The organism is Peribacillus phoenicis, from assembly GCF_047238085.1.
Classification (GTDB): Bacteria; Bacillota; Bacilli; order Bacillales; family DSM-1321; genus Peribacillus.
Genome location: NZ_JBDFMF010000001.1, coordinates 2,755,392 through 2,778,362 on the forward strand (window position 1 = coordinate 2,755,392; position 22,971 = coordinate 2,778,362).

Consider the following 22,971-nt stretch of genomic DNA (forward strand, 5'->3'; position numbering starts at 1 on the left):
TTAAAGGGGAGTATTTTTAAGTTTAGTGTAACTTTTTCATCCTGAGCATAAGTAAGAATTTTTAGAAGCCTATAAAGTGGGCGGTTATTCATTTAATATAGATTATTTAAGAACCTCATTTACTTATGATACGGTTCCTCTAACGAATCTAAATGAGGTTATAAAACCATGATATATTTTATTTTTCATTTAAAGATCTACTTTACCACAGTCAAAACTAATACCTGTTTCATTTTTTTTGCCATTTTCCAACGTTGTAGTCTTTTACTTTTGAGTAAATAATTTTGGTGTCTAAAAAAGTTTTAAATATTCATTTGCTGCTTTTGATAAATAACTATTCTTCCTCCAAATTACTTTGGGTTCAGATATTAAGGTCTGATCCTTTAGCTGAATGACTCTCAATCCTCCCAATGAATGGAGGGATAATAACGAGAGCGGTAAGATCGTTGCACCAAACCCCGATGAAACGAGACCAAATTTCTCAATTTAATGCTGAGAAATTGGGCTTTTTAATATTGGTATTTCCTTAACGTTGTAAATTCGCGTTTTGCTGGTGGTACCCCTGTAAGTACGCACTTTATAATTAAATAGTATCAGTAAAATTACATAGTGTAATAAAGTATACCAATTACTGGGTCTTTGTATAATATTCCTAGAAACGAAAAGGTTTTCCCCTCTGAGTAGACACTCCTTCATTAAGCTAACCGTACACTACCCTGGCAAGAGATTTGCACCCATGCCGGGTGCATGTGAAAAAGCCAAGGTCAGCGACTATACAAAAATCGCTAACCTTGGCTTTTAATAACTGATTATTAAATGTTGTGCTTTTCTCTACCTTAATTTGATACGTGACCATATCAAGGTAAAGAAAAAGGAGAAAACATCTTTGAATAAGGAAGAAGGGATAGTTTTTCTACTTGATATCCTCTTTTCTTTTTACTTGGTCCCCAACATTATTCTCCATATAATTTTTACCCCAATTATACATCGAATCAAGAATCGGCATCAGGCTTTCTCCTTGTTCTGTCAGAGAGTATTCCACTTTGGGAGGTACAATTGGATAGACTTCGCGATGAACAATAAGATCTTCTTCCAGCTCTCGAAGCTGGTTAACGAGCATTCTTTGAGTGATGCCCGGCATAAGAGCCTTCAGTTCACCAAAACGCTTGGTCCCCTGCTTGCCTAGGTGCCATAAAACAAGCATCTTCCATTTCCCCCCAATAACAGAAAGGGTCAATTCCTTCTCACAATTGAATGTTTTATTCTGTAGCCTTGTCATTCAAACCACCTCCAAATATAAATCCTAAATCACATAGTATACTTTTTAACACTATGTAAAATTAAAGTGCGTACTTACAAAAATATTATACTTAGTATACGATACATTGTACAGTCGATATGAATTTCTTGCGGTGCAATGATTGAGTGCCAGAGGGACATACTTACTGTGCAACAAACTAAAACATACTATTAGGAGTGAAGGATAAATGGAATTACAATTGGCACTGGATTTAGTAAACATTCAAGAAGGTATTGAATTGGTTAAACAAGTGGAGGAATATGTTGATATCGTAGAAATCGGTACACCTGTGGTTATTAATGAAGGGCTTAGGGCTGTTAAAGAAATGAAAGAAGCTTTCCCTTCTTTGAAAGTATTAGCCGACCTAAAAATTATGGATGCAGCCGGTTATGAAGTGATGAAAGCATCTGAAGCTGGCGCTGATATCATCACGATTCTTGGTGCAGCTGAAGATATGTCCATTAAAGGGGCTGTTGAAGAAGCTAGAAAACAAGGCAAAAAAATCCTTGTTGATATGATCGCTGTGAAAGATCTTGAAACTCGTGCTAAAGAAGTGGATGCATTTGGCGTCGACTACATCTGTGTGCACACTGGCTACGATCTTCAAGCTGTTGGAAAAAATTCTTTTGAGGACCTTCAAACCATTAAACGTGTTGTAAAAAATGCAAAAACTGCTGTAGCAGGCGGCATAAAATTAGATACACTTCCGGAAGTCATTAAAGCACAACCTGACCTTGTCATTGTTGGTGGAGGTATCACTGGACAAGCTGATATTAAAGGGACAGCTGCCCAAATACAAAAATTAGTAAAACAAGGCTAATATCCATCATGCAGACTTCTCAATATTTAGCTGAAATCATAAAAGAGCTAAATCGTTCAGTAGACTTAATAGCTAACGAAGAAGCTGAAAAACTGGTTAATGGGATTCTTGAATCAAAGAAAGTTTTTGTAGCCGGTGCAGGCAGATCAGGATTCATGGCCAAATCCTTCGCCATGCGGATGATGCATATGGGAATTGATTCTTATGTAATCGGTGAAACTGTAACTCCCAACTTTGAAAAAGAGGATATCTTAATCATCGGATCCGGATCCGGGGAAACGAAAAGCTTAGTCTCCATGGCTGAAAAAGCAAAAAGCATTGGTGGTAAAATTGCAACTGTCACGATATTCCCTGATTCCACTATTGGACAGTTAGCAGATATCACCATTAAATTGCCTGGATCCCCGAAAGACCAATCAGAGGGCGATTATAAAACCATCCAACCAATGGGCTCACTATTTGAGCAGACCCTTTTACTTTTTTATGATGCCGTCATCTTGAAATTCATGGAGAAAAAGGGATTAGATACCAATAATATGTATGGCAGACATGCCAATCTTGAATAAAACATAGTCCTAAGAATGTAATAACCAAAAGACCGCAGACATACTAAAGAAACTTTGCGGTCTTTTGGTTAGTCTTTAAAACATTATTTTGTTATTATTAACAATTATTCTAAAATTTTTTAAAAAGGAATGATAGCATGATTTCATTAAAAGGAAAAACTGCTTTAATTACTGGGGCAGGCAGAGGAATCGGGCGTGCTACTGCGATTGCTTTAGCAAAAGAAGGAGTTCATATAGGATTGATTGGATTAACGATGTCAAATCTTGAAAAGGTAACCGCGGAACTAGAGCAATATGATGTGAACGTTTCAGCAGCAACAGCAGATGTAGCCGATCTTGAAGCAGTTCATCATGCTGTTGAACACATCAAATCAGACCTAGGTTCTATTGATATTTTAATCAACAATGCAGGTATAGCTAAATTTGGCGGTTTTCTTGATTTAACTCCTGAAGAATGGGAAAAGATCATCCGTGTAAACTTGATGGGTGTATATAATGTAACAAGAGCCGTTTTACCTGATATGATTGAAAGAAAATCAGGAGATATTGTGAATATCTCCTCAACTGCGGGCCAAAAAGGAGCACCTGTTACAAGTGCTTATAGCGCTTCTAAATTTGCTGTTTTAGGACTAACGGAATCACTCATGCTAGAGGTAAGAAAGCATAATATCCGTGTAACGGCTTTAACACCAAGTACAGTTGCAACTGATTTGGCCATTGAAACCAATCTTATTAGTGGAAATCCTGAAAATGTTATGCAATCAGAGGATTTAGCAGAACTGCTTGTAGCAGGGTTAAAGCTTCATCCAAGAGTCGTAGTAAAGACTTCAGGATTATGGTCAACTAATCCTTAATTTGAGAAGCGATCGTCTCTTCTTGTCTATATTGGTTAAGAAGTAGGCTAGTTGTAAAGTGTACCCTTTGTAAAGGACATTTTTAAAAAAGGGATTAGGCAGCCTAAAGAAGATGAGCTCTGTATTGTGGAGTGACCCCAGTTAAATAGACAGAAATAAAAAAGACCAATTAAGCAACCTGAGTTCTATATATTGATATGGACTCAGGTTGTTTAATTTTTTCTGGAAGCGATGATGGTTATAGAATCGAATATACATACTTACAGCACCTCGAACCTCTTCAGAGGTACCGAAGGAGTTCATATGGAAACACTCCGATTTAAAGTGGCTGAAGAAATTCTCCATACAAGCGTTATCCCAGCAGTATCCCTTTCTTGACATACTGGATTGCATTTTATATTTTTTCAAATAGGTTATTGTATTGGTGGGAAGTGTATTGGTACCCCTGGTCGCAATGCAGAAGAATTCCTTTAACATTCCGTTTTTTCTTTGCTTTTTTTATTGTTACTATTACAAGTTTTAAGTCGTTTCTCCGGCTGACTTGATAAGAAATGATTTCATTGTTATAGAGGTCTTTTATGGCGGATAGGAAAAGTCTCTGTCTATTAAAAATCAAATATGTAATGTCAGTTACCCATTTATCATTAGATCTGGATGCATGAAAATCCCAATTAAGAAGGTTTTTAGAAATGACATATGCTTCTTTCTTCCCGTAATAAGGTTTCCTTTTCCGAAAAGAGACTTTAACCCTAGCTCCCGCATAAGACGCTGGACACGCTTGTGGTTCAGGTTTAAACCGTAGGTTTAATCCAGCCATACATTTTCCTCTTCGATACCCATAGATTCCTTTGAGTTTATTGTAGCATCCTATAATTTTTTTCTTAATCTCTTCATCATCCAGTTGCTTTTCAGAAGGGGATATTTTACGTTTTAACCATTTGTAGTATTCGCTTCTTGATACATGTGCAATTTCACTGAATAGGATAGCGTTCCTAGGACATTTCCCTAATTAACTCATACTTTTTCCTTGTCGTTACTGCCTTCATTCCCCCTTTTACATCTTTAAGAGCTTTTTTAGCATTTCGTTCTCCGCCTCTAAACGTCTGATTTTTTCTTCTGGATCCTTCGGAGCTGTTCTTGGTCTGCCCTTACCAAGCCCCTTCGCGTCTTCTTAAGTATTGCCTTTTCCCCTAAATTCCAGAAATCTATTTTCATGGTAGTTCATTAAGAAATGATTCAATATTCAACTATATTTAGCCATTGACCATTAGGACCAATTGTTATGTGAGGGATATTATTTGATTCAAATATGTTGTAAATATCTAAGTTCTTCTCCATTTAATATATTTAAATGTTGAGATACATCCGTCTCTGAAAACACTAAAAAATTCATTGTTGTAGACCGTAAGTAAAATTCGTATATATATTGTTTTTTTTCTATCCTTTTATATACCCTAAAAACCCTATTGTTCTTGGAAAAATGCGTGTTAGAGTGAACCGGATTTTATTAATTATAATAAAATCATTTGAAAGTTCGTCGTTAAATAGTTCTTCTTCCCATTCAGGAATAACGGCATAGATATAACATTCCTGTTTGTAAATTGAATTTATTATTTTAACAAATTCCTGCTTTTCAATTTCTTCATCAAGTAATACTTCGCTTTTCTTTGGAAGACAATCCAACCTACCCCCCCTAATTTTTTATGATTATAACTTTAAATGAACTGTTTCCTAGTTAAACTAACCTCCCTCTATAAACATTGACGTATCAACGGTTTGCACCACTCGGTGTATTTGGGGAATTATTTTTTCATTCTACTAGCTTCCTTAAAGACAGCTCAGATCTTCAGCAAAAGCACCCGTTAGTGGAATACCAAAACTACCTAACATATTGAAGAATTAACTGATATAAGGCTATGCAAGGTCCTAAAATACACGCTTTCATTTTAGATGGATGTCTTTTACTGCGAAACAAGTAAAAGAAACCTAATATAAAACCCAACGGAATCCATAGCTGAAAGACACCTTCTTTTGTACTGCGAGAAAAAATTGGAGCGCTGTAAGTGCTTATCAGAAAGTAAAAGAAAGTCGTAAATCGTTGTGTTTCTAATTGCTGGCTCCGCCTTGCAAGCTATAAAAAAAGGGAATTCCATAATCGGATTCCCTTTTCTCACGTCTTTTTTTAATTGTCAAAATAGTTGAACGCTCGGTCGTTCTGACAGTTTTCACAGACATAAAGAATTCTGGTTCTTTCTGATTCTGTTTCTTCTGTTTCCATTTTCTGCTCACTGCCGCATAATTCACAAATCTGCATAATCTTCCTCCTCTTGATGAGGTGAATTTTGGTTTTCCGTTTTTATATCGTAGCCTGAGTCTCTGATGGCCTGTTGAAAATCCTGGAATGAAGCGGCATTTTTATCATAGCCAATTCTTGCTTCTCCGCTTTCTTTATTTACATCCGCCCGGAGAATGCCCCATACATCGTTTAATGACCGAATGATTTCGTCGGAATCTTTTTCCGATAGCGGTCCATGAATCTTGATAACACCTTGTTCTTCCATTACCCTTGTCCTCCTTCTGGATGAAGTTCCTGTGAAGGATGCTGTGTAAATGATTCACCCATGCCATGAAGGAATTCAACCATGGTTGTCATCGCCGCTTTGATTTCTGGATCTCTCAAGCTTTTACCTAATTTCCATAAGCTGTGTTTTTCATGGTTTTTGATGCTTTCGCCCATATGGTCAAGGCCTTTTGTAACACCGCCCAGCATAGATTGCAGCTGGTCCGGTTTTAAGGTGCCCATGAAATTGAAAAGGTAAATGGCATTTTTGATCGTGTTATGCATACCAGGCTGGTTAACTTGCTGCATGGCAATAACCCCGACGTCTGTACGATTTTCCAAAATGGCATGAAGCGCATCGAGAATCCCGATTTCCTGCAGATTCTTTAAAATAGCGAGTGCGGAAAGAATCCCTTCTTTGTTATCAGCAAGGGCTTTTAATATTTCCCCGATTGACTGAGCTTGTTCTTCCATCGTATTTGGCACATGTTTATTAATTTGCCTGATTGCTTTCGCCATTTGCTTCCCCCCCATTTCCAAATAACTCTTCTATCGCTTGAAAATCGTCACGCTGCCATTTTTCCTCTACCCGAACGCTGATCTGCGGATTCCTGTTACCGAATCGGTGGTTATGCTTAGGCAATGGCGGTTCACCCGTTGCTTCTAAAATCTCCATTTTAACACCAATTTCCTTATATGCAGGAGTATGTGTAACTAGATCATGATAGCTGCTTGTCAGGTAATTGACTGCTTCATCGTCCTCAAAGCTGTTCATCGTGAGGTAAATTTCCTTGCCTTTCACCCGGTCCGTAACAAGCGTCCTTACTTTAACCTGTCCATATGGTGAACTTAATCTAACTAATGTACCGTCACTGAGATTGCGTTCCTCCGCCAATTCGTGCGATACTTCGAGCCATGTGCCAGGTACCTTATGGATAAGTCCTTCTGTCCGGTACGTCATATTTCCTTCATGGAAGTGCTCAAGCAAACGCCCATTGTTTAAATGGAGATCATATTCTTCTCCTGCCATATATGGAGGAGTCCAGTCAACAGCGAACAGCCTTGCCTTTCCATCCGCAAAGGCAAATTTGTCTTCATATAATAGAGGTGTGTCCGTTCCATCTTTATGAACCGGCCAAACCTGGCTGTTAAAGCCTTCAAGACGGTCATAGCTCACACCGGCAAATAGGACAGCAAGACTAGCTGCTTCATCCATAATTTCACTGGGATGCGAATAATTCCAATTGGCACCCATCCGGTTGGCCACTTCCTGGAAAATCTGCCAGTCCGGTTTCGATTCGCCCAGAGGATCAAACACTTTATAGAACCTTTGAATGCGACGTTCCGTATTTACAAATGTCCCATCTTTTTCTAGTGAAGGCGATGCCGGTAATACAACATCGGCAAATTGAGCCGTTTTCGAGAAGAAAATGTCCTGTACGACAAAGAAATCTAATTTTTCAAATGCACTCTGAACATGGTTCGAGTTTGCATCCACAAGCCCCATTTCTTCTCCAAATAGATACAGGGATTTTAATTTTCCTTTGTGGATGGCCTCTACCATGTGGTGGTTGTCCATTCCAGGATCTTTTGGAATTTCAACACCCCATGCTTTTTCATACTTTTCTCTAACCTCGGCATTTCCGACTGGCTCATAACCTGGAAACCATGATGGCATTGTACCGAAATCACAGGCTCCCTGTACGTTATTATGGCCTCTTAACGGATAGGCACCTGTACCTGGACGGCCATAATTTCCCGTAATCAACAATAAATTCGAAATGGCTGTGCTTGCGTCTGTAGCTCCGGAATGCTGGGTAATTCCCATAGCCCAGAGGATACAGGCTGAATTAGCTTCATGAATCATTGTAGCTGCCTTGATTAATTCCTCCTGCGAAAGTCCTGTCATCTCTTCTGCGTAGCTTAAGGTGAATTTATCCAGTGTTTTAATATACCCTTCTACGCCTGATACACGATTTGCCAGGAACTCTTTATCATGCCAACCTTGATCGATGATGTATTTCGTTACGGCAGAAATCCAGATTAAATCAGAACTAGGCTTAGGATGCATGAGGAAATCCGCACGCTGTGCTAGCTCATGCTCTCTTATATCAGCTACTATTAATTTTTGTCCAAATAGCTTATGAGCCCGTTTTACACGTGTAGCGAGGACTGGATGTGATTCTGCTGGATTTGCTCCAATTACAATAACCAAGTCTGTAGTTTCAATATCCTGGATAGTTCCAGAATCGCCTCCCAACCCTACTGTCCTTAAGAGCCCTGCAGTAGCCGGAGATTGGCAGTATCTAGAGCAGTTGTCGATATTGTTTGTTCCGATAACCGCACGTGCAAATTTTTGCGCCAAGAAGTTTTCTTCATTGGAGCACTTGGAAGAAGCGATCACTCCAATGGACTCCGAGCCATGCTCTTCCTTTATTTCCGTAAGCTTACTTGAAATCAGATTTAACGCTTCATCCCAGGTTGCTTCTTCAAACTCTCCGTTTTTACGAATTAAAGGCTTGGTTAAGCGCTGGTCACTGTTAACAAAATCCCAGCCCCATTTTCCTTTAACACAGGTTGAAATGCCGTTAACGGGAGCTTCATGGGTAGGCTCGATTTTTAAAATCTGCCTGTCCTTTGTCCATACTTCAAAACTGCAGCCAACACCGCAATATGTACAAACCGTCTTAGTCCTCTTAATCCGTGCTTTCCTCATGGCGGCTTCCACTTCTGATATCGCAAAAATTTCTTTATATCCAGGCTCCACTTCTTTAATTAAATCAACCATAGGCTCTAAAATTGGAGCCGGCAGCTTTGTTAAGAAGCCTGCTTCACCGAGCATGGATTTCTCCATTAAAGCGTTACAAGGACACACGTTCACACAGTGTCCACAGGATACACAAGAAGACTCATCGATTGGAACATCATTATCCCAGATAACCCTTGGTCTTTCTCTTCCCCAATCAATCGCCAAGGTTTCATTGACCTGTAAATCCTGACAGGCTTCAACACACCGGCCGCACAAAATACATTGATCCGGTTCATACCTATAGAATGGATGGGAATTATCCGGAGGGTAGGGTTTTTCTCTAAATTCATATTTCTGATGCTCAATCTCTAGGTATTCAGCAGTATTATGGACGGTACAATTGCCGTTATTATTATCACAAACAGTACAATACAGTTCATGATTTTCTAGGATCCGTGACATCGCTTCATACTGGGCATCCTTAACAGACTTTGACATTGTATCAACCGTCAAACCTGGAACAGCCTTTGTCGAGCAAGCACGGACTAATTCCCCACCCACCTGCACAAAACATGTATCACAGGTTTGGATTGTCCCCAGATCGGGATGATAACAAATGCTTGGAATGTACAATTCATGACTTTGGGCGACTTGCAATATCGTTTGACCTGGCTGTGCTGTTAATTCCTTTTCGTTGATTCGGATGGAAAAAGAATGGTCAGACATGTGATTCCTCCTATCTTGCTGCCGTTAAGCTGAATTATTTTATAAATTAAGCCATACACCAGCAAATGCTGTTGATTTATCCTAGTATTCCCAAAAAGGATATGAATAAAATAAAATATATTTTTACATCCCTTAAAAATTATTCTAAAGCCTCTGTGTATTAATCCTTTCTTTTTTGGCAAGTTTATAGGAGATGATTTGTTGATAGCGAATCGAGTCTACATATATAAAGAAATTTAACTGAAGGCAGGCTAACCGAAGCTATGGAAAAAGAAATTCTTTTACAGCTAGTTCAATCAATGATCATGTCCTCATCAAAGAAACCAAAATACATGAGCATCTCTACGGTGAAAGTTGCAGACCTCCTAGAAACCTCCATCTCCCATATCGAAAAGGGATTGCAGGAACTTGTACAAGAAGGACGCCTCCGACAATCAAAACTGGAACAGCCACCGCACAACACCATTTACATGCTGCCATAATAAGGGACCGTCCCCACTTCCCGAATTATTTCCCATAGTAAAGTTTTTTTTCGCCCTTTTACATTAAAATGGCCCCATCTTGATGGGGTCCTTCTTGTATCTTTAACAATAACCGGATTACCTTAAGGTAGTCCGGTTAACTTTCAAGTCGTCTTTCAGAAAACCTAAACCAATCTACAAATTGAAGGTAATCAGGATTTTGAAAGGGTTAAGAATAAGCAAAGAGTTTGAGGAGTTTGTAAGAAGTTTTACTGATACTCTTAATTATTTGATGTTAGATGCATATACATTAATAACCTTTTGGGAAGTAGAAAACTATTCATCAGCTCTTTAACTGAAAGTGAACGCCAAAAAGCTTTAGACCGTGGCGCCACTTTTTATGATCTGTTTTTTCAAATACTTGGGGATGGGAGTGGTTAAGTGAACCGGCATATAAAAGATTCATTGGACAGACCACTAAGGGATTTAAGGATTTCCGTCATTGATCGGTGTAACTTTCGCTGCCAGTATTGTATGCCTGCTGAAATTTTTCATGATAATTTCCAATTTTTGCCTAAAAGTGAGCTCTTGTCATTTAAGGAAATCGTAAGGCTTTCTAAAATATTTGCAAGCTTGGGAGTTATAAAACTAAGATTGACAGGCGGGGAACCTTTACTGCGGAAAGACCTTACAACTCTTATTTCAAAGCTCGTCAAAATTGAAGGTATAGAAGATATCGGTTTGACTACAAATGGTGTTTTTCTGAAAAAACAAGCCGGGAATTTGAAATCAGCGGGATTAAAGAGGGTGAATATCAGTTTAGATAGCCTGGATGATGAACTTTTTAAGCAAATGAACGGCAGGGGTATCGGGATAAAGCCTGTCATAGAAGGTATAGCTGCTGCCAAAGAAGCAGGCCTTGGAGTTAAAGTGAATATGGTAGTGAAAAAAGAAATTAATCAATCCCAAATACTTCCAATGGCACATTTTTGTAAAGAAGAAGGTATTCAATTACGCTATATAGAATTCATGGACGTCGGACATACAAATGGCTGGCAGATGAAGAATGTACTTACAAAAAAAGAGTTACTCGAGATTCTCCAAGCAAAATTCGATCTTGAACCAGTTGAAGAAGATTATTTTGGAGAAGTGGCAAAACGCTTCCGGTATAAGGGAACTACAACCGAATTGGGGTTTATAACATCCATGTCTGAGTCTTTTTGTTCCAGTTGCACTCGTGCTCGTCTTTCTGCTAACGGAAGTTTATATACATGCCTGTTTAATGGAAAGGGGCATGACTTAAAGTCATTGCTCCGTTCCAAGATGTCAGATGAAGAATTGACTTGCTTCATCATTTCACTTTGGAACCAGAGGGACGACCGCTATTCGGATGAGCGGTCAGCGGGAACAGTGAAAAAACAGGATAAAATCGAAATGTCATTCATAGGCGGGTGACAAACAGCAAGTTCTCCTCAATCATAAAGGGATGGCAACGTTTCCATCCCTAATTCAAAAATTAGAATATAGAGGGCTTATTTTAGCATGGATTTTTTACTTTTGTGTTTTCATACAAAAAAGCTGCCTTATAGACAGCTCCGATCTTAGATAATGCACCCGTTAGTTTAAGTATAATCCTTCACAATCAAACTTTATTCATTTTCATAACAATCGGATAAACCATTGTGGGTTTATCTGTTGCGTTTGATGGCATTCGTCATCTTCCAGAATACCCCTTGCCAAACTAATTACATTGGTTTAATCTATTAGAATTCTTTCTATGGACAGTATTTATAGGTAACCTAACTTCAACCGTAGTACCATGATTTTTTTTACTTTTCACTGTTATTTTTCCATTATGTTCTCGAATAATTCTAAAACAAAACATTAAACCTAAACCAGTTCCTTTTTCTTTATTACTATAGAAGGGCTCACCTAATCGATGAATTCGATCCTCACTTAACCCAATTCCATTATCGATTATTTTTATAAGAACATTTTTCCCTTCTATATTTCCTTGGATTTTCACAAATCCACTATTAGGAATTGCTTCAATGCTGTTCTTAATTATATTAATGAAAACCTGCTTTATTTGGTTTGTATCACACATAATCTGAGGAAGATTTTGTTTATACTCATGGAGAATTTGTACGTTTTTCAAATTTGTCTTAGATTTTAATAACGTCTCAACTTCAATAAGTATATTGTCAATATTAATTTTTTTTAATTGAATTTCTTTTGGTTTTGCAAGATTAATAAACTCTTCCAGAATCTCCTCAATACACTTAAATTCTCTGCAAATTATTTCGAAATATTCTTTCTTAATAATTCCTTCTTCTAAAAGTTGAATGAATCCTTTTATTGAAGTAAGAGGGTTTCTAATTTCATGTGCAACACCTGCAGCAAGTTGACCCACAACTGATAATTTCTCTGATTTTGACAGCTGTTGTTCCATTTCCCTTTTTTCTGTAATGTCTCTCCCTAGTAATATAAAATGTTCTGGCTCCCCATTTTCTCCAAGTACTGGGGTACCCAGTCCTTCAAATAATACCGATTTCCCATCAACTTTCAAAAACCGAGCTTCCATTTTTAACGGATTCATAGTATTTAGTACTTGTCCAAATCCTATCATTACGCTTTGTTTGTCATCAGGATGTATTAAATCGAACGACTCTTTACCTTCATATGAATTTAATGGGGCACCCATTAATTTTCCAAGGGAAGGTGATGCATACCGTATCGTTCCATTAGTATCCAATAACATTATTATGTCCGTCATGTTTTCAGCAATCAATCGATATTTAGCTTCGCTTTCTTGTAAAGCTTTCTCCGCTCTTTTGCGTTTCGTAATATCTATACATGAACCTATTACTTGTACTACTTCACCCGCTTTTTTTATAGGACGTAAAGTTGCAAGATAATTAATTCCATTTAGCTCGTCCTCATAAGTAACAAATTCTTCTCCTTCCCAAGCCATCTTATAGTAGGCAGTTTTATCAATGGCATTTTTATATGGTAGAAAATCATCTAATTCTTTTCCTATCACTTGAGAAGGAATTATTCCAAAACGGTATAATAATTCCCCATCACATTGTGTATGAATAAATCGTTCATTAATTTTTTTATACTTAAATATCATCCCTTGCTGCAAACGAATCGTATCTTGTAACTCTCTTTGGGCTGATTCCAAAAATTCTTTCAAAAATAATTGGTGATTTTCATCTTTAGAGATTCCATGTTCTTCAACTATTTTTTCGATTTCAAACCGTTTTTCTTGTAATTGAGATGCTGTTAATGGCTTACTTAAAAAATACCCTTGCCCTTCATCACATAAATGTTGTTGTAGAAAAACCAGTTGTTCCTTTGTTTCTATTCCTTCTGCCACTACAATCAAATTCAAATTATGTGCCATTGAGACAATGGTTTTAATCATGGTTTCATCATTTGGGTTGTTATGAAGTTCTCTCACAAAACTCTGGTCAATCTTCAGGGTATCAACTGGGAAGTTTTTCAAATAACTTAATGAACTGAAACCTGTACCAAAATCATCAATACTTACACGGACACCAATCTTTTTAAGCTGTTGTAACATTAAAATTGTACGGTCAATATCGGCTGTCATAGTTTCAGTGATCTCAATTTCTAAAAAGTGGGGTTCTAATCCTGTTTTTTGAAGAATGGATTCAATGGTATCAATTATATTAGTCTGATTAAATTGAATAGCTGATAAATTGACGGAAACAACTGTTGAAAAACCTTGTTGATGCCAAGTTTTATTTTGTTTACAGGCAGCTTTCAAAGCCCATTCTCCAATAGGTAAAATTAATCCTGTCTCTTCAGCAATAGGTATAAATGTTCCTGGTGATACCATTCCCCATTCTGGATGGTCCCAACGAAGTAATGCTTCAACACCCTCAATTTTCCCCGTATTTAAATTGATTTTAGGTTGATAGTGAAGTAATAACTGATTATTTTCTACCGCCTTATGGAGCTCCATCTCTAATTTTAAAGCATCCACTCTTTCTTCATTTTCATCAAAGGCGTAGAACTTATATTTATTTCTACCCTCTTTTTTTGCCTGATACATTGCATTTTCCGAATGTTTTATTAATAACTCTTCACTTTGTCCATCCTTAGGAAACTGGCTAACTCCAACACAAATTGAAATTTTTATGTCAAATCCATTTATACAAAATGGACTTGAAAATGATTCAATTATCCGTTCAATTACAGATGAAATTTCATTATCATCAAGGTTTTCCAGCGTTAGAAGAAATTCATCTCCAGAGTATCGAGCTATGAAACCAAATTGAATTATTTTTTTCTCAATTTGTCTTGAAATTTGTTTTAATACCAAATCACCTACTTCATGACCATATGTATCATTAACATTTTTAAAATTATTAATATCTATAAATAAAACAGCAAATGAAACACCAATAGATTGTAATTGTAACTTGCGTTTTAAGTATTTATTAAAGTAAAAACGGTTCGGTATTTCTGTTAATACATCGTAATTAGCTAGAAAATTAATTTGTTGATACTCTTTCTTTTGTTCTGTAATATCTCTAAAAAATACAGACAAGCCTTCCTCAGAAGGAAATGCCCTTATTTCATACCATCTATTATTAAAAAACTCTTCAAATTCTGCAGGTACTTGTTCCGACAATGCCCTTTTATATCGTGATACAAATTTACGCAAGTCACTGTGTGGTAATACATCATAAATATATTGGCCAATCACATTTTCTCGTTTAATTTGTAGAAGTTTTTCTGTAACATTATTTATATATTCAAATTTTAATTCATTATTTAACGAATAAAATGCATCGGATACTCGCTCCAAAATATCCTTAGTATTGTTTATAGCACTCAATAGTGATCTCCTTTCATTTGGACAAAAAAAGGAATTGAATTAAATATTAAAATATTCCCTAATATATTATATAGTTATTTTCCATTGAAAGGACATACTTAATTTACCCCGTTGATATTCTTAAAAAACCATTGAGCCTTCATCCTTTATTAATCCCTTTTTGACCAGAGTACCTAGCATCATGGCATTTTTCTCTTTCAACTGCTAAACCTGCCCCGTTAGTGCATAAGAAAAAGGCTGCCTCAGCAACCTTCCTTATTGAAGTAAAGCACTCGTTAATTTAAGTACAAACCTTCACAATCTGCTTCTTTTATCAACCCAAAAACATTGAAAAATTAGTGAAATCCTATTTCTATTTATTGCTTAATAATTAGATAAGTTTTCCAAAATTTCAATACTCATTGAAGTTGTAAAATCTATTTTTCCAAATGAAAACAAAAACAACCATCTTTATGGCTTAAGGACCACTTTAATACATCCATCTGTCCTTGTATCAAATACTTCATACCCATGCTTTGCTTGGTCAATTGGAAGTACATGGGTTACAACATCGCCAGGATCTACTTTTCCTTCTGATATTAGTTTATAAAGGTAGGGCATATAGGGAATAACAGGAGCCTGTCCGGTTTTAATATCCACGTTTCTTTGGAAAATATCTCCTAGGGGGAATCCATTATAACGGCCGCCATAAACGCCTGTTATCTGTATGGTTCCCGCCTTACGCACTGCTTGGGACGCAATTACAATCCCTCCCATGGCTCCCCCATGTAATTTAAGACCCGATGCAAGATATTCCATCGGAGTCATTTTGCCACTCATCCCGGAACAGTCAATAACGATATCTGCACCACCTTTAGTGATTTCTTTAAGGTATTCACCAGTGTTTTCATATTGTGCAAAATTTACGGTTTCGACTTTATTCGTCCTTTTTGCATGCTCTAAACGATAATCTAGATGGTCGACTGCAATCACTCTTTTCGCCCCTTTAAACCAAGCGAATTTTTGAGTGAGTAGACCTACAGGACCACAGCCTAAAACGATAACCGTATCGCCTGATTTGACACCTGCGTGATCTACACTCCAGAATGCTGTGGATGCTGCATCAGCGAGCAACACCAATTTTTCATCTTCTACCTCGCAGTCTTCTGGGATTTTGAAAGGGGTAAAGTTTCCATAAGGAACACGCATATATTCAGCTTGCCCGCCCGCATACCCACCAGTTGTTTCTGAGTATCCAAAAAAACCACCCATTTCCCCATGAGGATTTGAATTATCGCACTGACTTGTAAGGTCGTGGTCGCAATACCAGCAGCTCCCGCAGCTAACGTTAAAGGGGATAATGACCCGGTCTCCCTTCTTTACCTTAGTTACCCCTGGTCCAACTTCCTCAACAACCCCCATCGGCTCATGACCAATGACATAATCTGTAGGCATATTGGGAATTAATTGATGAATTAAGTGCAAATCGGAGCCGCAAATCGCTGAAGTAGTGACTTTTACAATAATATCATCCGAATTTTTGATGTTAGGGTCTTTAACTTCTTTAACCTGTACATTTTTATTGCCCTGGTAAGTTACGGCTTTCATATGCTTTTCCTCCTTTATTTATTCGGCGTTGCGAACATGCCGAGTCTGTCAGTATCATTCGGGAAAAGATTCATTCCAGCGATACTAACCGCCATATCGGCTGATTTCAAATCTAATTCCACCTGTTTACCTACATCGTTCGGATAAAGCCAGCCCTTCCTGATCATTAAATCGGATAACTCACCATGTAAGTCAATAGATTGCTCCATTTGCTGGTACAATGCTTTTCTCAATGCGGGATTCGCTGTTTCAGATAATGCAATACCATAAGTATGAATCCCACTTTTGATAGAGAGTAGAAAATCTAACGCGAAAGAGGAATCAGCCATTTCCGGCATATGTTCAGCGCCTTGAGGATCTAAAAAATCCATTTCCATTTAAATTTCACCTCATTTTTCATAGTTTGTTCGGGCTTGTGTATAAAATCCCTTTAGCTCGTTTATAGCAGCTATAGATTGTTGTACGTCTTTTTCCATTAATGCTTTTAAGTCATTGTCAAAGCAAATTCCTTGCATTAATTTAGATCTCATCAAACCTATTGTTTTAAAATTTAAAATTTCATGTGTTTCCATGGTTTCATGAAATGCCAAGCTTTCATTTTCCATACGTTCACCTCCCTAATCTATATAACAAAAATACTTTTCCCAGTTCATCTGTTTGTTATACGGAATATTGACCGATAGGTAGTTTAAAATAAACGTTTCCTTTGCAAATGATGATGTATAAAAACTTTTGTATTACGAAAGATATGTAAGTGAATTCTCAAAGAAATGGAGTGAAAAATCATGACGAAAAATTTAGGACTGCATGAGACTTTAGAGGCGCACGAAATTTTAAATTTCAAGAGTCTTTGTCTAACAAAGTCCTCTACAATGAGCAGTTTAGTGCAGGATACAGAACTACAAAATATTCTATTAAAAGACATGAGCACTGGGACACAAGATATTCAAACACTCCAGGAAATTCTGACGAATCGAGGGGAACAGTAATGACAAATTTTTTGCAAAATATGGCGGGGATGGGTGGCATGAGTGATCAGGTGATTGCAACTGACTTCTTAATATCCGCAAAATCTGGAATTAGAAATCTTGCTTTTGCCATTACAGAAACAAAAACACCTGAATTGAAAGCAGCCTTAAGAGAACAGCTTCGTGTCGCTGTAGAAAGACACGGAGAGATAAGTAACTATATGATTTCAAAAGGTTACTATCATCCACATGATTTAAGTGAACAATTACAAGTTGATTTAAATACAGCAAATACAGCCCTAAACCTTCCTCAACAATAAAGTCACCTCATGGATGTGAAAACAGAAAGATTACACAGAGGTTCGGGCAAGTCGAAAAAAGCAATGAATTTCTCGAACTTGAGAAACATTGCTTTTTTTAGGGGTATATTATAGGAAGTGCTTAGCAAAACAAGGTAATAATGGTAATGTAGATGATCCAATCTAAACGATTTTCACTTCTTTCTTACTAGGGTTAAATCGATTTCTTCATGCCATACTCTCTGCATTTACGAATATATTTAACCGAACTTTCAAACTAAGCTTTACCGCAATTGTCATAGCGACCACTAACGTCAGGATAATCTTCGTGGTCATAAATAATTACCTTCTGGATTTTCTATACACAAAGTAAAATCACCTTCACTATTTTATTTGATTATATAAGACAGCAATGCGGAGCAAGCCGCCCTTTGTATAATTTCTAAACTTTACCTTGCACTTAATCTTCGAATCTAAATAAATAATTTTCATTTTCTTGTTTTCATCTACAATTAAATCTGATACTGACTATAGAATATTTTTTCCTCGCTGCAGGAGTGACAAACTCTATTATACCAGCTGGCTTTATTCGGTTATTTTCTTCAATCCATAGAAGCAAACCAAATTCATCTTTTCACAATCCAGTTATTACTGCATCGGTATATTGATAATAGATAACCTTGAGCCCTGCAATCGTTTACCAATCTGATATTTTCAATTTCCTTTTTTTACAATTCCTTCTAGCCCTTGTTGTTTTACTAACTCAAAATAAGCCGGACCATTTCCATACATCCATTGAACCTTACAAATTACGCTAACGCACCCATTAGTTTCTTAAGACTTGTTGTAGCGTTGACGCAAACTGCAAAAAAAGTTAAAAGGAGTAGTATAGCCGACTACTCCCAAAGAAAATTAACCATTACAAATCATAAGTACATTACCATTTGGATCTTGAAAGTTAAAATAAGCAAAATCTCCAATTCGCTCTATTTCTTTGACAATGGATATGTTATTACTCTTGATGAATTGGTTAACTTCGCTGCGTAGAAGTTAAATAAGACGTTATTGGATGGCTTAAATATAAAATTCGGATCAAACGTATGGTCATCTAAGGTTAATCCAGTTTCACTTGTTACAGGGATATTGTAAACAGGTGATTCTACAAAGTCATTTTCTGAGGGATACCAAGGAGACTGCAATACCATTCAACTGATTTTTTTAAATCTTTAACATGGATAAAAACATTGTTTATTTTACTATTAATAGGAGAACTGGCTATCTTCATTTTTTTCCACCTTTCATTGAATCTTATCTAAAGAAATTCAACAAATTTCAAAAAATTCCTTTAGAGGTTCATCATAGTTTGAAAAAGAAATGAGTGATCTTTTGAAGATAGCCTTTGGAGCTATTTCATTTACAGTTGATCTTTTTGTAGAAGGAGAAACATTTATGGCAAGTAATTCTGCAGAGTGCACTCTTGTTAAGATTACTTGTGAGGAGTGTCATATAAGATTCCAACCAGGAACATTACCGACCTTTATTAATAATTGTCCTTCGTCAAATAGTTTTAAAAGAAAACTATGAGCAACTTGCATTATTTTAAAACACAGTCCAAAGAAACTGAGATACTGTACTACACATATCCATACAGTCATATTATGAAAGCAAAGGTCATTCACTGTGTGTTCAAACTAAGCTTTTTCAACTAAACTACCTCCCTAGTTCCATAAGAAAAAGGCTGCCTCAGCAACCTCCCTTATTGAAGTAAAGCACCCGTTAGTTGAAGAAGAATTAAAGTTTTTAGGTATTTAATTCAAGAAACGCTCATCGTCATTAATATTCGAGACTCGTTTGTCACAAAGCCGTTCTTTCTGAAAAACAACTCCGGTTTACCTTTGCCTCTCTCGGTTGATAAATATGCGACATCGACTTTTCTCTGTGTAAGGATATTCCCTAAATATTTTAGTAAGCTCGTACCAACGCCGTTTTGTTGAATATTATTTAGAACACAGATTTCATTTATGTAAAAGTGCTTGCTATCAGCCCATTGCTCTTCATTTCCAACTAAAAAGCCAATCATTTGATTATTAGAATTAAAATAACCTATTCCAATATAGCCAGGAGTCTTACTTATATCTAACAATCGTTTGTAAGATGTTTGTAAACTCCAAGGTTCGTTCCAAGGATTAGAGCTAAAAATATTGGTGAAAATCTTTGATTCTTCTTCTAAATCTTTTTCTGACAATACACGAATTGTATTCTGCATTAATAATTCCTCCTTCCAATCAACCCTATCACAAATTTTTGTTTACCATACTAACTAATGAACTATCCTGCCCCGTTAGTGCCATAAGAAAAAGCTACCTTAAAGACAGCTTCTAAACAACACGGTGATACTTTTAGTAATTATTTTTTAACCGTTACAATCCTGATATAGAAATTCCTACAACGAGAATAATGAAACCAATTGGAAGAATAATTAAAATCGTTGCTGACGCTCTTCTCCAAAACCCACTATGACTGTACCATGAAGCAAAGGCAGCAGCGATATAGCCAGTCAAAAAAAACACATACAAAAACCAGTGAGGTAATGGTAATTTATCAATTCCAGGTATATAGAAAATGCAGTAGGTTCCTATTAGTATTAGAATAGATATAATGCCTAGATACTTTCTCAATTCAACTCCCCCTTTATTTGTCACTTTACCATAAATGACCAATCGAAGGGTCAATAAAATTATTTAACTAAGCATTATTAAGGAGGAATAGAGAAGCGTTTGTATGCCAGTAAAAGTGAAAATCAGCTATAAAAAGAATAGCGTCAAATCACGTTTCATTTCTTAATGAACTGCCCCTTTAGTTCAATAAGAAAAAGGCTGCCGAAGCAACCCCTGTTATAGAACTAACGCACCCGTTAGTTTAAGTACATTTCTTCACAATCCAGAAGCGTAGGAATCATATATTTCACCAATGATCCCTTTCAATTGATGGACACCTAAATCTGTATTTGTCATTATGACTAATCCTATTTCTAAATAGGGATATGCAACCATCATACATTGAAAGCCCACTCCCCAACCAAGCGATGAAATTTCTAGTTCTCCTTTTGAATCATCTAAACCCCCCCTAATCCAGTCCACTCTTTACAACCTTGGGAGGTTATTATTTCTTTTGCTTTACTTACAGAAAGTCCAATCTTACTTTTACCTTTTAAAGAATTAATTAATTCAATAACCAAAATGGATAAATCTGAAGGTGTTGTCCATAGCCCTGACGCAGCTTGATAAGGGTATATAGCATATTTTCCATCAGCTAATTCTCCACATTTTTTATGACCACAAGAAAAGTTATCGTTTTTCTCTTCTGAAATGGTCATTGCTAATGAACTGTTGTGCATTTGTAATGGTTGAAATATTAGTTCGTCTATTATATCTTCGAAAGGTTTACCAGTCGCATCTTCTATCAGTAGTTGTATTATACAATAGCCCGCATCTGAATATTGAAAGTCACTCTTAGGTTCATAGTTCACTTGAATAGGTACTTTACAATAGGGTGTGTGTCCCTTTAATAGGTCAACAATAGAGGGAATACCGACATTCGAATTAAGTTCCATAAAACTATCTTCAGGATCTATAATTCCAGATTGATGACTAAGCAAGTTTCTTAATGTAACATATTGGTTTTCAGTAAATTTATTATCATTCACAAGAGTAAGATTCGGTAAAAAAAATAATCTACATTATACATGATAACTAAAGCTAACAATAGGTAAGTAAGTGTAATGACATATTGTTTTGAGGTTTTCAGGTACTTCCACTCCATAAACGACTGAAAACCAAATGATACAATAAAAAAGCACATATACCACTTTACAACATTTATGTCCTCTTCTATTGCATAGGGAAGAATACATAAAGTTAATAGGATTAGACCTCTTCCCCATCGGTCATTATTCTTACCAGAAGTTTCTGATATCTTTTCTTTCTTTTCTACACCAAGCCATTTCGTTAGAAATTTATTTATAAAGAGCGAAAGAAGAATAATAATGATAAAGAACATAATGAACACTAAGAATTCGAATTAAATATCCCCTTTTAACCACTTTATCTATAATTTACCACAATATTATTTGTATCTTATTCAAACTATCCTGCCCCTTTAGCTCTATAAGAAAAAGGCTGCCTTAGCAACCTTCCCCATGAACATTTTACATATTGAATACAAGTAATCTCTTATTGGCGTTGCATGATTCTTATATTTAAAACCGACCGACCGACCTTTCTAGTTTAAATTAAGTTCAATTATGCTGTTTAAGAGATACCTTTAATGATTTGAGTTAAGCCCTCACTAATTGGTGTAGCTGACCGTCCAAGAAGTTTTTCGAAATCATTGCTTTCTACTTCAAGGGTGCCTTCTCGAACGCCTTTTTGGATATCAATGAGCATAGGAATAAGGAAATCAGGTAAGCCAACATTTTTCATAATATCAGCATAAGTAGCATCATCAACCTGTTGAACAGGTACTTCTTTACCCAATACATTACCAACTGCAGATGCAAGTTCTTCCTGAGTCAATAACTTGCCAGAAAGCTCATAGATTGTATTTTCGTGTCCGTTACCAGATAGTACCGATGCCGCAGCTTCTGCATAATCTTGTTGTAGTGCCCATCCTACCTTGCCATTTCCTGCTGATGTCACCCAAGGAGCTCCTGCTTGAACACCTTGAATACTTGAAATTTCATTCTCCAAATACCAGTTGTTGCGTAAGAAGGAGTATGGAATGCCTGTTTTCAGAATGGATTCTTCTGTTGCCTGATGCGTTGGAGCAAGAAAATTTTTACTTTCCTTTGCATTGGCCAAGCTAGTATAAGCAATAAATTTAACTCCAGCACGCTCTGCCGCAACTACCGCATTTGAATGCTGACGTATCCTTGTTTCATTGTCTCCATCCGCAGAAATAATTAACAAGCGATCAATTCCTGCAAAAGCTGTATCCAATGTTTCTGGACGATCAAAATCTCCTTGACGTACGTCTACTCCGCGAGTTCTTAATTCTTCAGCTTTCTCTGGATTTCGCACACTTACAGCCAGTTGATTAGCTGGTACAGTTTTCAATAAGGTTTCTACAACTTTCGTTCCCAACTTTCCTGTTGCTCCTGTTACTAATATTTTCATTTGGTATTCCTCCAATAATTTTTTATATTCAAAT

Annotated in this window: 24 protein-coding genes; 6 read left to right on the forward strand and 18 right to left on the reverse strand. The window is 36.7% G+C overall.

Translation table 11 applies throughout. The annotated features are described in order from the left end of the window. Positions 1 to 291 precede the first annotated feature (291 nt). Both ABC374_RS13440 and ABC374_RS13445 read right to left on the reverse strand, forming a co-directional pair. Positions 292 to 486, reverse strand: coding sequence for a LysR substrate-binding domain-containing protein (locus ABC374_RS13440; RefSeq protein ID WP_413020348.1), 195 nt, complete (start codon positions 484 to 486; stop codon positions 292 to 294). A 427-nt stretch (positions 487 to 913) separates the two neighbouring features. Continuing rightward, positions 914 to 1,279, reverse strand: coding sequence for a winged helix-turn-helix transcriptional regulator (locus ABC374_RS13445; protein WP_095394856.1), 366 nt, complete (start codon positions 1,277 to 1,279; stop codon positions 914 to 916). 208 nt (positions 1,280 to 1,487) lie between these two features. Between ABC374_RS13445 and hxlA the strand changes: the two genes are divergently transcribed. From hxlA to ABC374_RS13460, 3 genes are all read left to right on the forward strand, one after another. Further along, positions 1,488 to 2,120, forward strand: a complete 633-nt coding sequence (gene hxlA, locus ABC374_RS13450) for a 3-hexulose-6-phosphate synthase (RefSeq protein WP_098371994.1) — start codon at positions 1,488 to 1,490, stop codon at positions 2,118 to 2,120. 8 nt (positions 2,121 to 2,128) lie between these two features. Next, positions 2,129 to 2,686 (forward strand): 6-phospho-3-hexuloisomerase, encoded by a 558-nt coding sequence (gene hxlB, locus ABC374_RS13455; RefSeq protein WP_413018304.1) that lies wholly within the window; start codon positions 2,129 to 2,131, stop codon positions 2,684 to 2,686. A 137-nt stretch (positions 2,687 to 2,823) separates the two neighbouring features. After that, complete coding sequence (locus tag ABC374_RS13460; RefSeq protein WP_413018306.1) at positions 2,824 to 3,540, forward strand: 3-ketoacyl-ACP reductase; 717 nt, start codon at positions 2,824 to 2,826, stop codon at positions 3,538 to 3,540. A 141-nt stretch (positions 3,541 to 3,681) separates the two neighbouring features. Here the strand turns inward: ABC374_RS13460 and ABC374_RS13465 are convergent, their stop codons facing one another. The 6 genes from ABC374_RS13465 to fdhF form a co-directional block, all read right to left on the reverse strand. Further along, positions 3,682 to 4,017: an IS3 family transposase gene (locus ABC374_RS13465; RefSeq protein ID WP_413018308.1), complete on the reverse strand. Its 336-nt coding sequence runs from the start codon at positions 4,015 to 4,017 to the stop codon at positions 3,682 to 3,684. Beyond that, on the reverse strand, positions 3,935 to 4,357 hold the full coding sequence (locus tag ABC374_RS13470) for a DDE-type integrase/transposase/recombinase (RefSeq protein ID WP_459564380.1): 423 nt from the start codon (positions 4,355 to 4,357) through the stop codon (positions 3,935 to 3,937). Before ABC374_RS13470 ends, ABC374_RS13465 begins: the two co-directional genes overlap by 83 nt. 620 nt (positions 4,358 to 4,977) lie before the next feature. Next, positions 4,978 to 5,223, reverse strand: coding sequence for a hypothetical protein (locus ABC374_RS13480; protein WP_413018310.1), 246 nt, complete (start codon positions 5,221 to 5,223; stop codon positions 4,978 to 4,980). Between the two features lie 617 nt (positions 5,224 to 5,840). Then, positions 5,841 to 6,101, reverse strand: coding sequence for a heavy-metal-associated domain-containing protein (locus tag ABC374_RS13485; protein ID WP_063575958.1), 261 nt, complete (start codon positions 6,099 to 6,101; stop codon positions 5,841 to 5,843). Continuing rightward, the gene (locus ABC374_RS13490) at positions 6,101 to 6,619 is read right to left on the reverse strand and encodes a helical membrane plugin domain-containing protein (protein WP_063575957.1); all 519 of its coding nucleotides are present in this window, start codon (positions 6,617 to 6,619) and stop codon (positions 6,101 to 6,103) included. Before ABC374_RS13490 ends, ABC374_RS13485 begins: the two co-directional genes overlap by 1 nt. Next, on the reverse strand, positions 6,594 to 9,575 hold the full coding sequence (fdhF, locus tag ABC374_RS13495) for a formate dehydrogenase subunit alpha (RefSeq protein WP_402937433.1): 2,982 nt from the start codon (positions 9,573 to 9,575) through the stop codon (positions 6,594 to 6,596). Before fdhF ends, ABC374_RS13490 begins: the two co-directional genes overlap by 26 nt. Before the next feature lie 263 nt (positions 9,576 to 9,838). Between fdhF and ABC374_RS13500 the strand changes: the two genes are divergently transcribed. Together ABC374_RS13500 and moaA are read left to right on the forward strand one after the other, a co-directional pair. Beyond that, on the forward strand, positions 9,839 to 10,057 hold the full coding sequence (locus tag ABC374_RS13500) for a hypothetical protein (RefSeq protein ID WP_048683094.1): 219 nt from the start codon (positions 9,839 to 9,841) through the stop codon (positions 10,055 to 10,057). Positions 10,058 to 10,477: 420 nt separating this feature from the next. Continuing rightward, a complete protein-coding gene (moaA, locus tag ABC374_RS13505) occupies positions 10,478 to 11,491 on the forward strand; it encodes a GTP 3',8-cyclase MoaA (protein ID WP_101225164.1) in 1,014 nt (337 codons plus the stop codon). Between the two features lie 286 nt (positions 11,492 to 11,777). On the opposite strand, the gene ABC374_RS13510 is transcribed toward moaA, so the two are convergent. The 4 genes from ABC374_RS13510 to ABC374_RS13525 form a co-directional block, all read right to left on the reverse strand. After that, complete coding sequence (locus tag ABC374_RS13510; RefSeq protein ID WP_413018314.1) at positions 11,778 to 14,909, reverse strand: EAL domain-containing protein; 3,132 nt, start codon at positions 14,907 to 14,909, stop codon at positions 11,778 to 11,780. Positions 14,910 to 15,359: 450 nt separating this feature from the next. Continuing rightward, positions 15,360 to 16,496 carry a zinc-dependent alcohol dehydrogenase gene (locus ABC374_RS13515; RefSeq protein WP_063575945.1) on the reverse strand — a complete coding sequence of 379 codons (1,137 nt, stop codon included), beginning with the start codon at positions 16,494 to 16,496 and terminating at the stop codon, positions 15,360 to 15,362. Between the two features lie 14 nt (positions 16,497 to 16,510). Beyond that, complete coding sequence (locus tag ABC374_RS13520; RefSeq protein WP_048682441.1) at positions 16,511 to 16,873, reverse strand: spore coat protein; 363 nt, start codon at positions 16,871 to 16,873, stop codon at positions 16,511 to 16,513. A 12-nt stretch (positions 16,874 to 16,885) separates the two neighbouring features. Further along, positions 16,886 to 17,101 (reverse strand): spore coat protein, encoded by a 216-nt coding sequence (locus ABC374_RS13525; protein ID WP_137020448.1) that lies wholly within the window; start codon positions 17,099 to 17,101, stop codon positions 16,886 to 16,888. Between the two features lie 383 nt (positions 17,102 to 17,484). On the opposite strand from ABC374_RS13525, the gene ABC374_RS13530 reads away from it, so the two are divergent. Further along, positions 17,485 to 17,784, forward strand: coding sequence for a spore coat protein (locus ABC374_RS13530; protein ID WP_413018316.1), 300 nt, complete (start codon positions 17,485 to 17,487; stop codon positions 17,782 to 17,784). Positions 17,785 to 19,576: 1,792 nt separating this feature from the next. Here ABC374_RS13530 and ABC374_RS13535 read toward each other — a convergent pair. The 6 genes from ABC374_RS13535 to ABC374_RS13560 all read right to left on the reverse strand — a co-directional run bounded on the left by ABC374_RS13535 (position 19,577) and on the right by ABC374_RS13560 (position 22,937). Next, on the reverse strand, positions 19,577 to 20,029 hold the full coding sequence (locus ABC374_RS13535) for a GNAT family N-acetyltransferase (RefSeq protein WP_413018318.1): 453 nt from the start codon (positions 20,027 to 20,029) through the stop codon (positions 19,577 to 19,579). Between the two features lie 154 nt (positions 20,030 to 20,183). Then, positions 20,184 to 20,441, reverse strand: coding sequence for a hypothetical protein (locus tag ABC374_RS13540; RefSeq protein WP_040373705.1), 258 nt, complete (start codon positions 20,439 to 20,441; stop codon positions 20,184 to 20,186). 255 nt (positions 20,442 to 20,696) lie between these two features. After that, positions 20,697 to 20,903 carry a hypothetical protein gene (locus tag ABC374_RS13545; protein WP_413018321.1) on the reverse strand — a complete coding sequence of 69 codons (207 nt, stop codon included), beginning with the start codon at positions 20,901 to 20,903 and terminating at the stop codon, positions 20,697 to 20,699. After that, positions 20,879 to 21,469: a serine hydrolase domain-containing protein gene (locus tag ABC374_RS13550; RefSeq protein ID WP_413018323.1), complete on the reverse strand. Its 591-nt coding sequence runs from the start codon at positions 21,467 to 21,469 to the stop codon at positions 20,879 to 20,881. The genes ABC374_RS13545 and ABC374_RS13550 overlap by 25 nt, the downstream gene beginning before the upstream one ends. After that, a complete protein-coding gene (locus ABC374_RS13555) occupies positions 21,466 to 21,822 on the reverse strand; it encodes a DUF4181 domain-containing protein (RefSeq protein ID WP_413018325.1) in 357 nt (118 codons plus the stop codon). The genes ABC374_RS13550 and ABC374_RS13555 overlap by 4 nt, the downstream gene beginning before the upstream one ends. A gap of 251 nt (positions 21,823 to 22,073) precedes the next feature. Continuing rightward, entirely contained in the window at positions 22,074 to 22,937 is an 864-nt protein-coding gene (locus ABC374_RS13560; RefSeq protein ID WP_098187397.1) for an SDR family oxidoreductase, read from the reverse strand. Positions 22,938 to 22,971 lie beyond the last annotated feature (34 nt).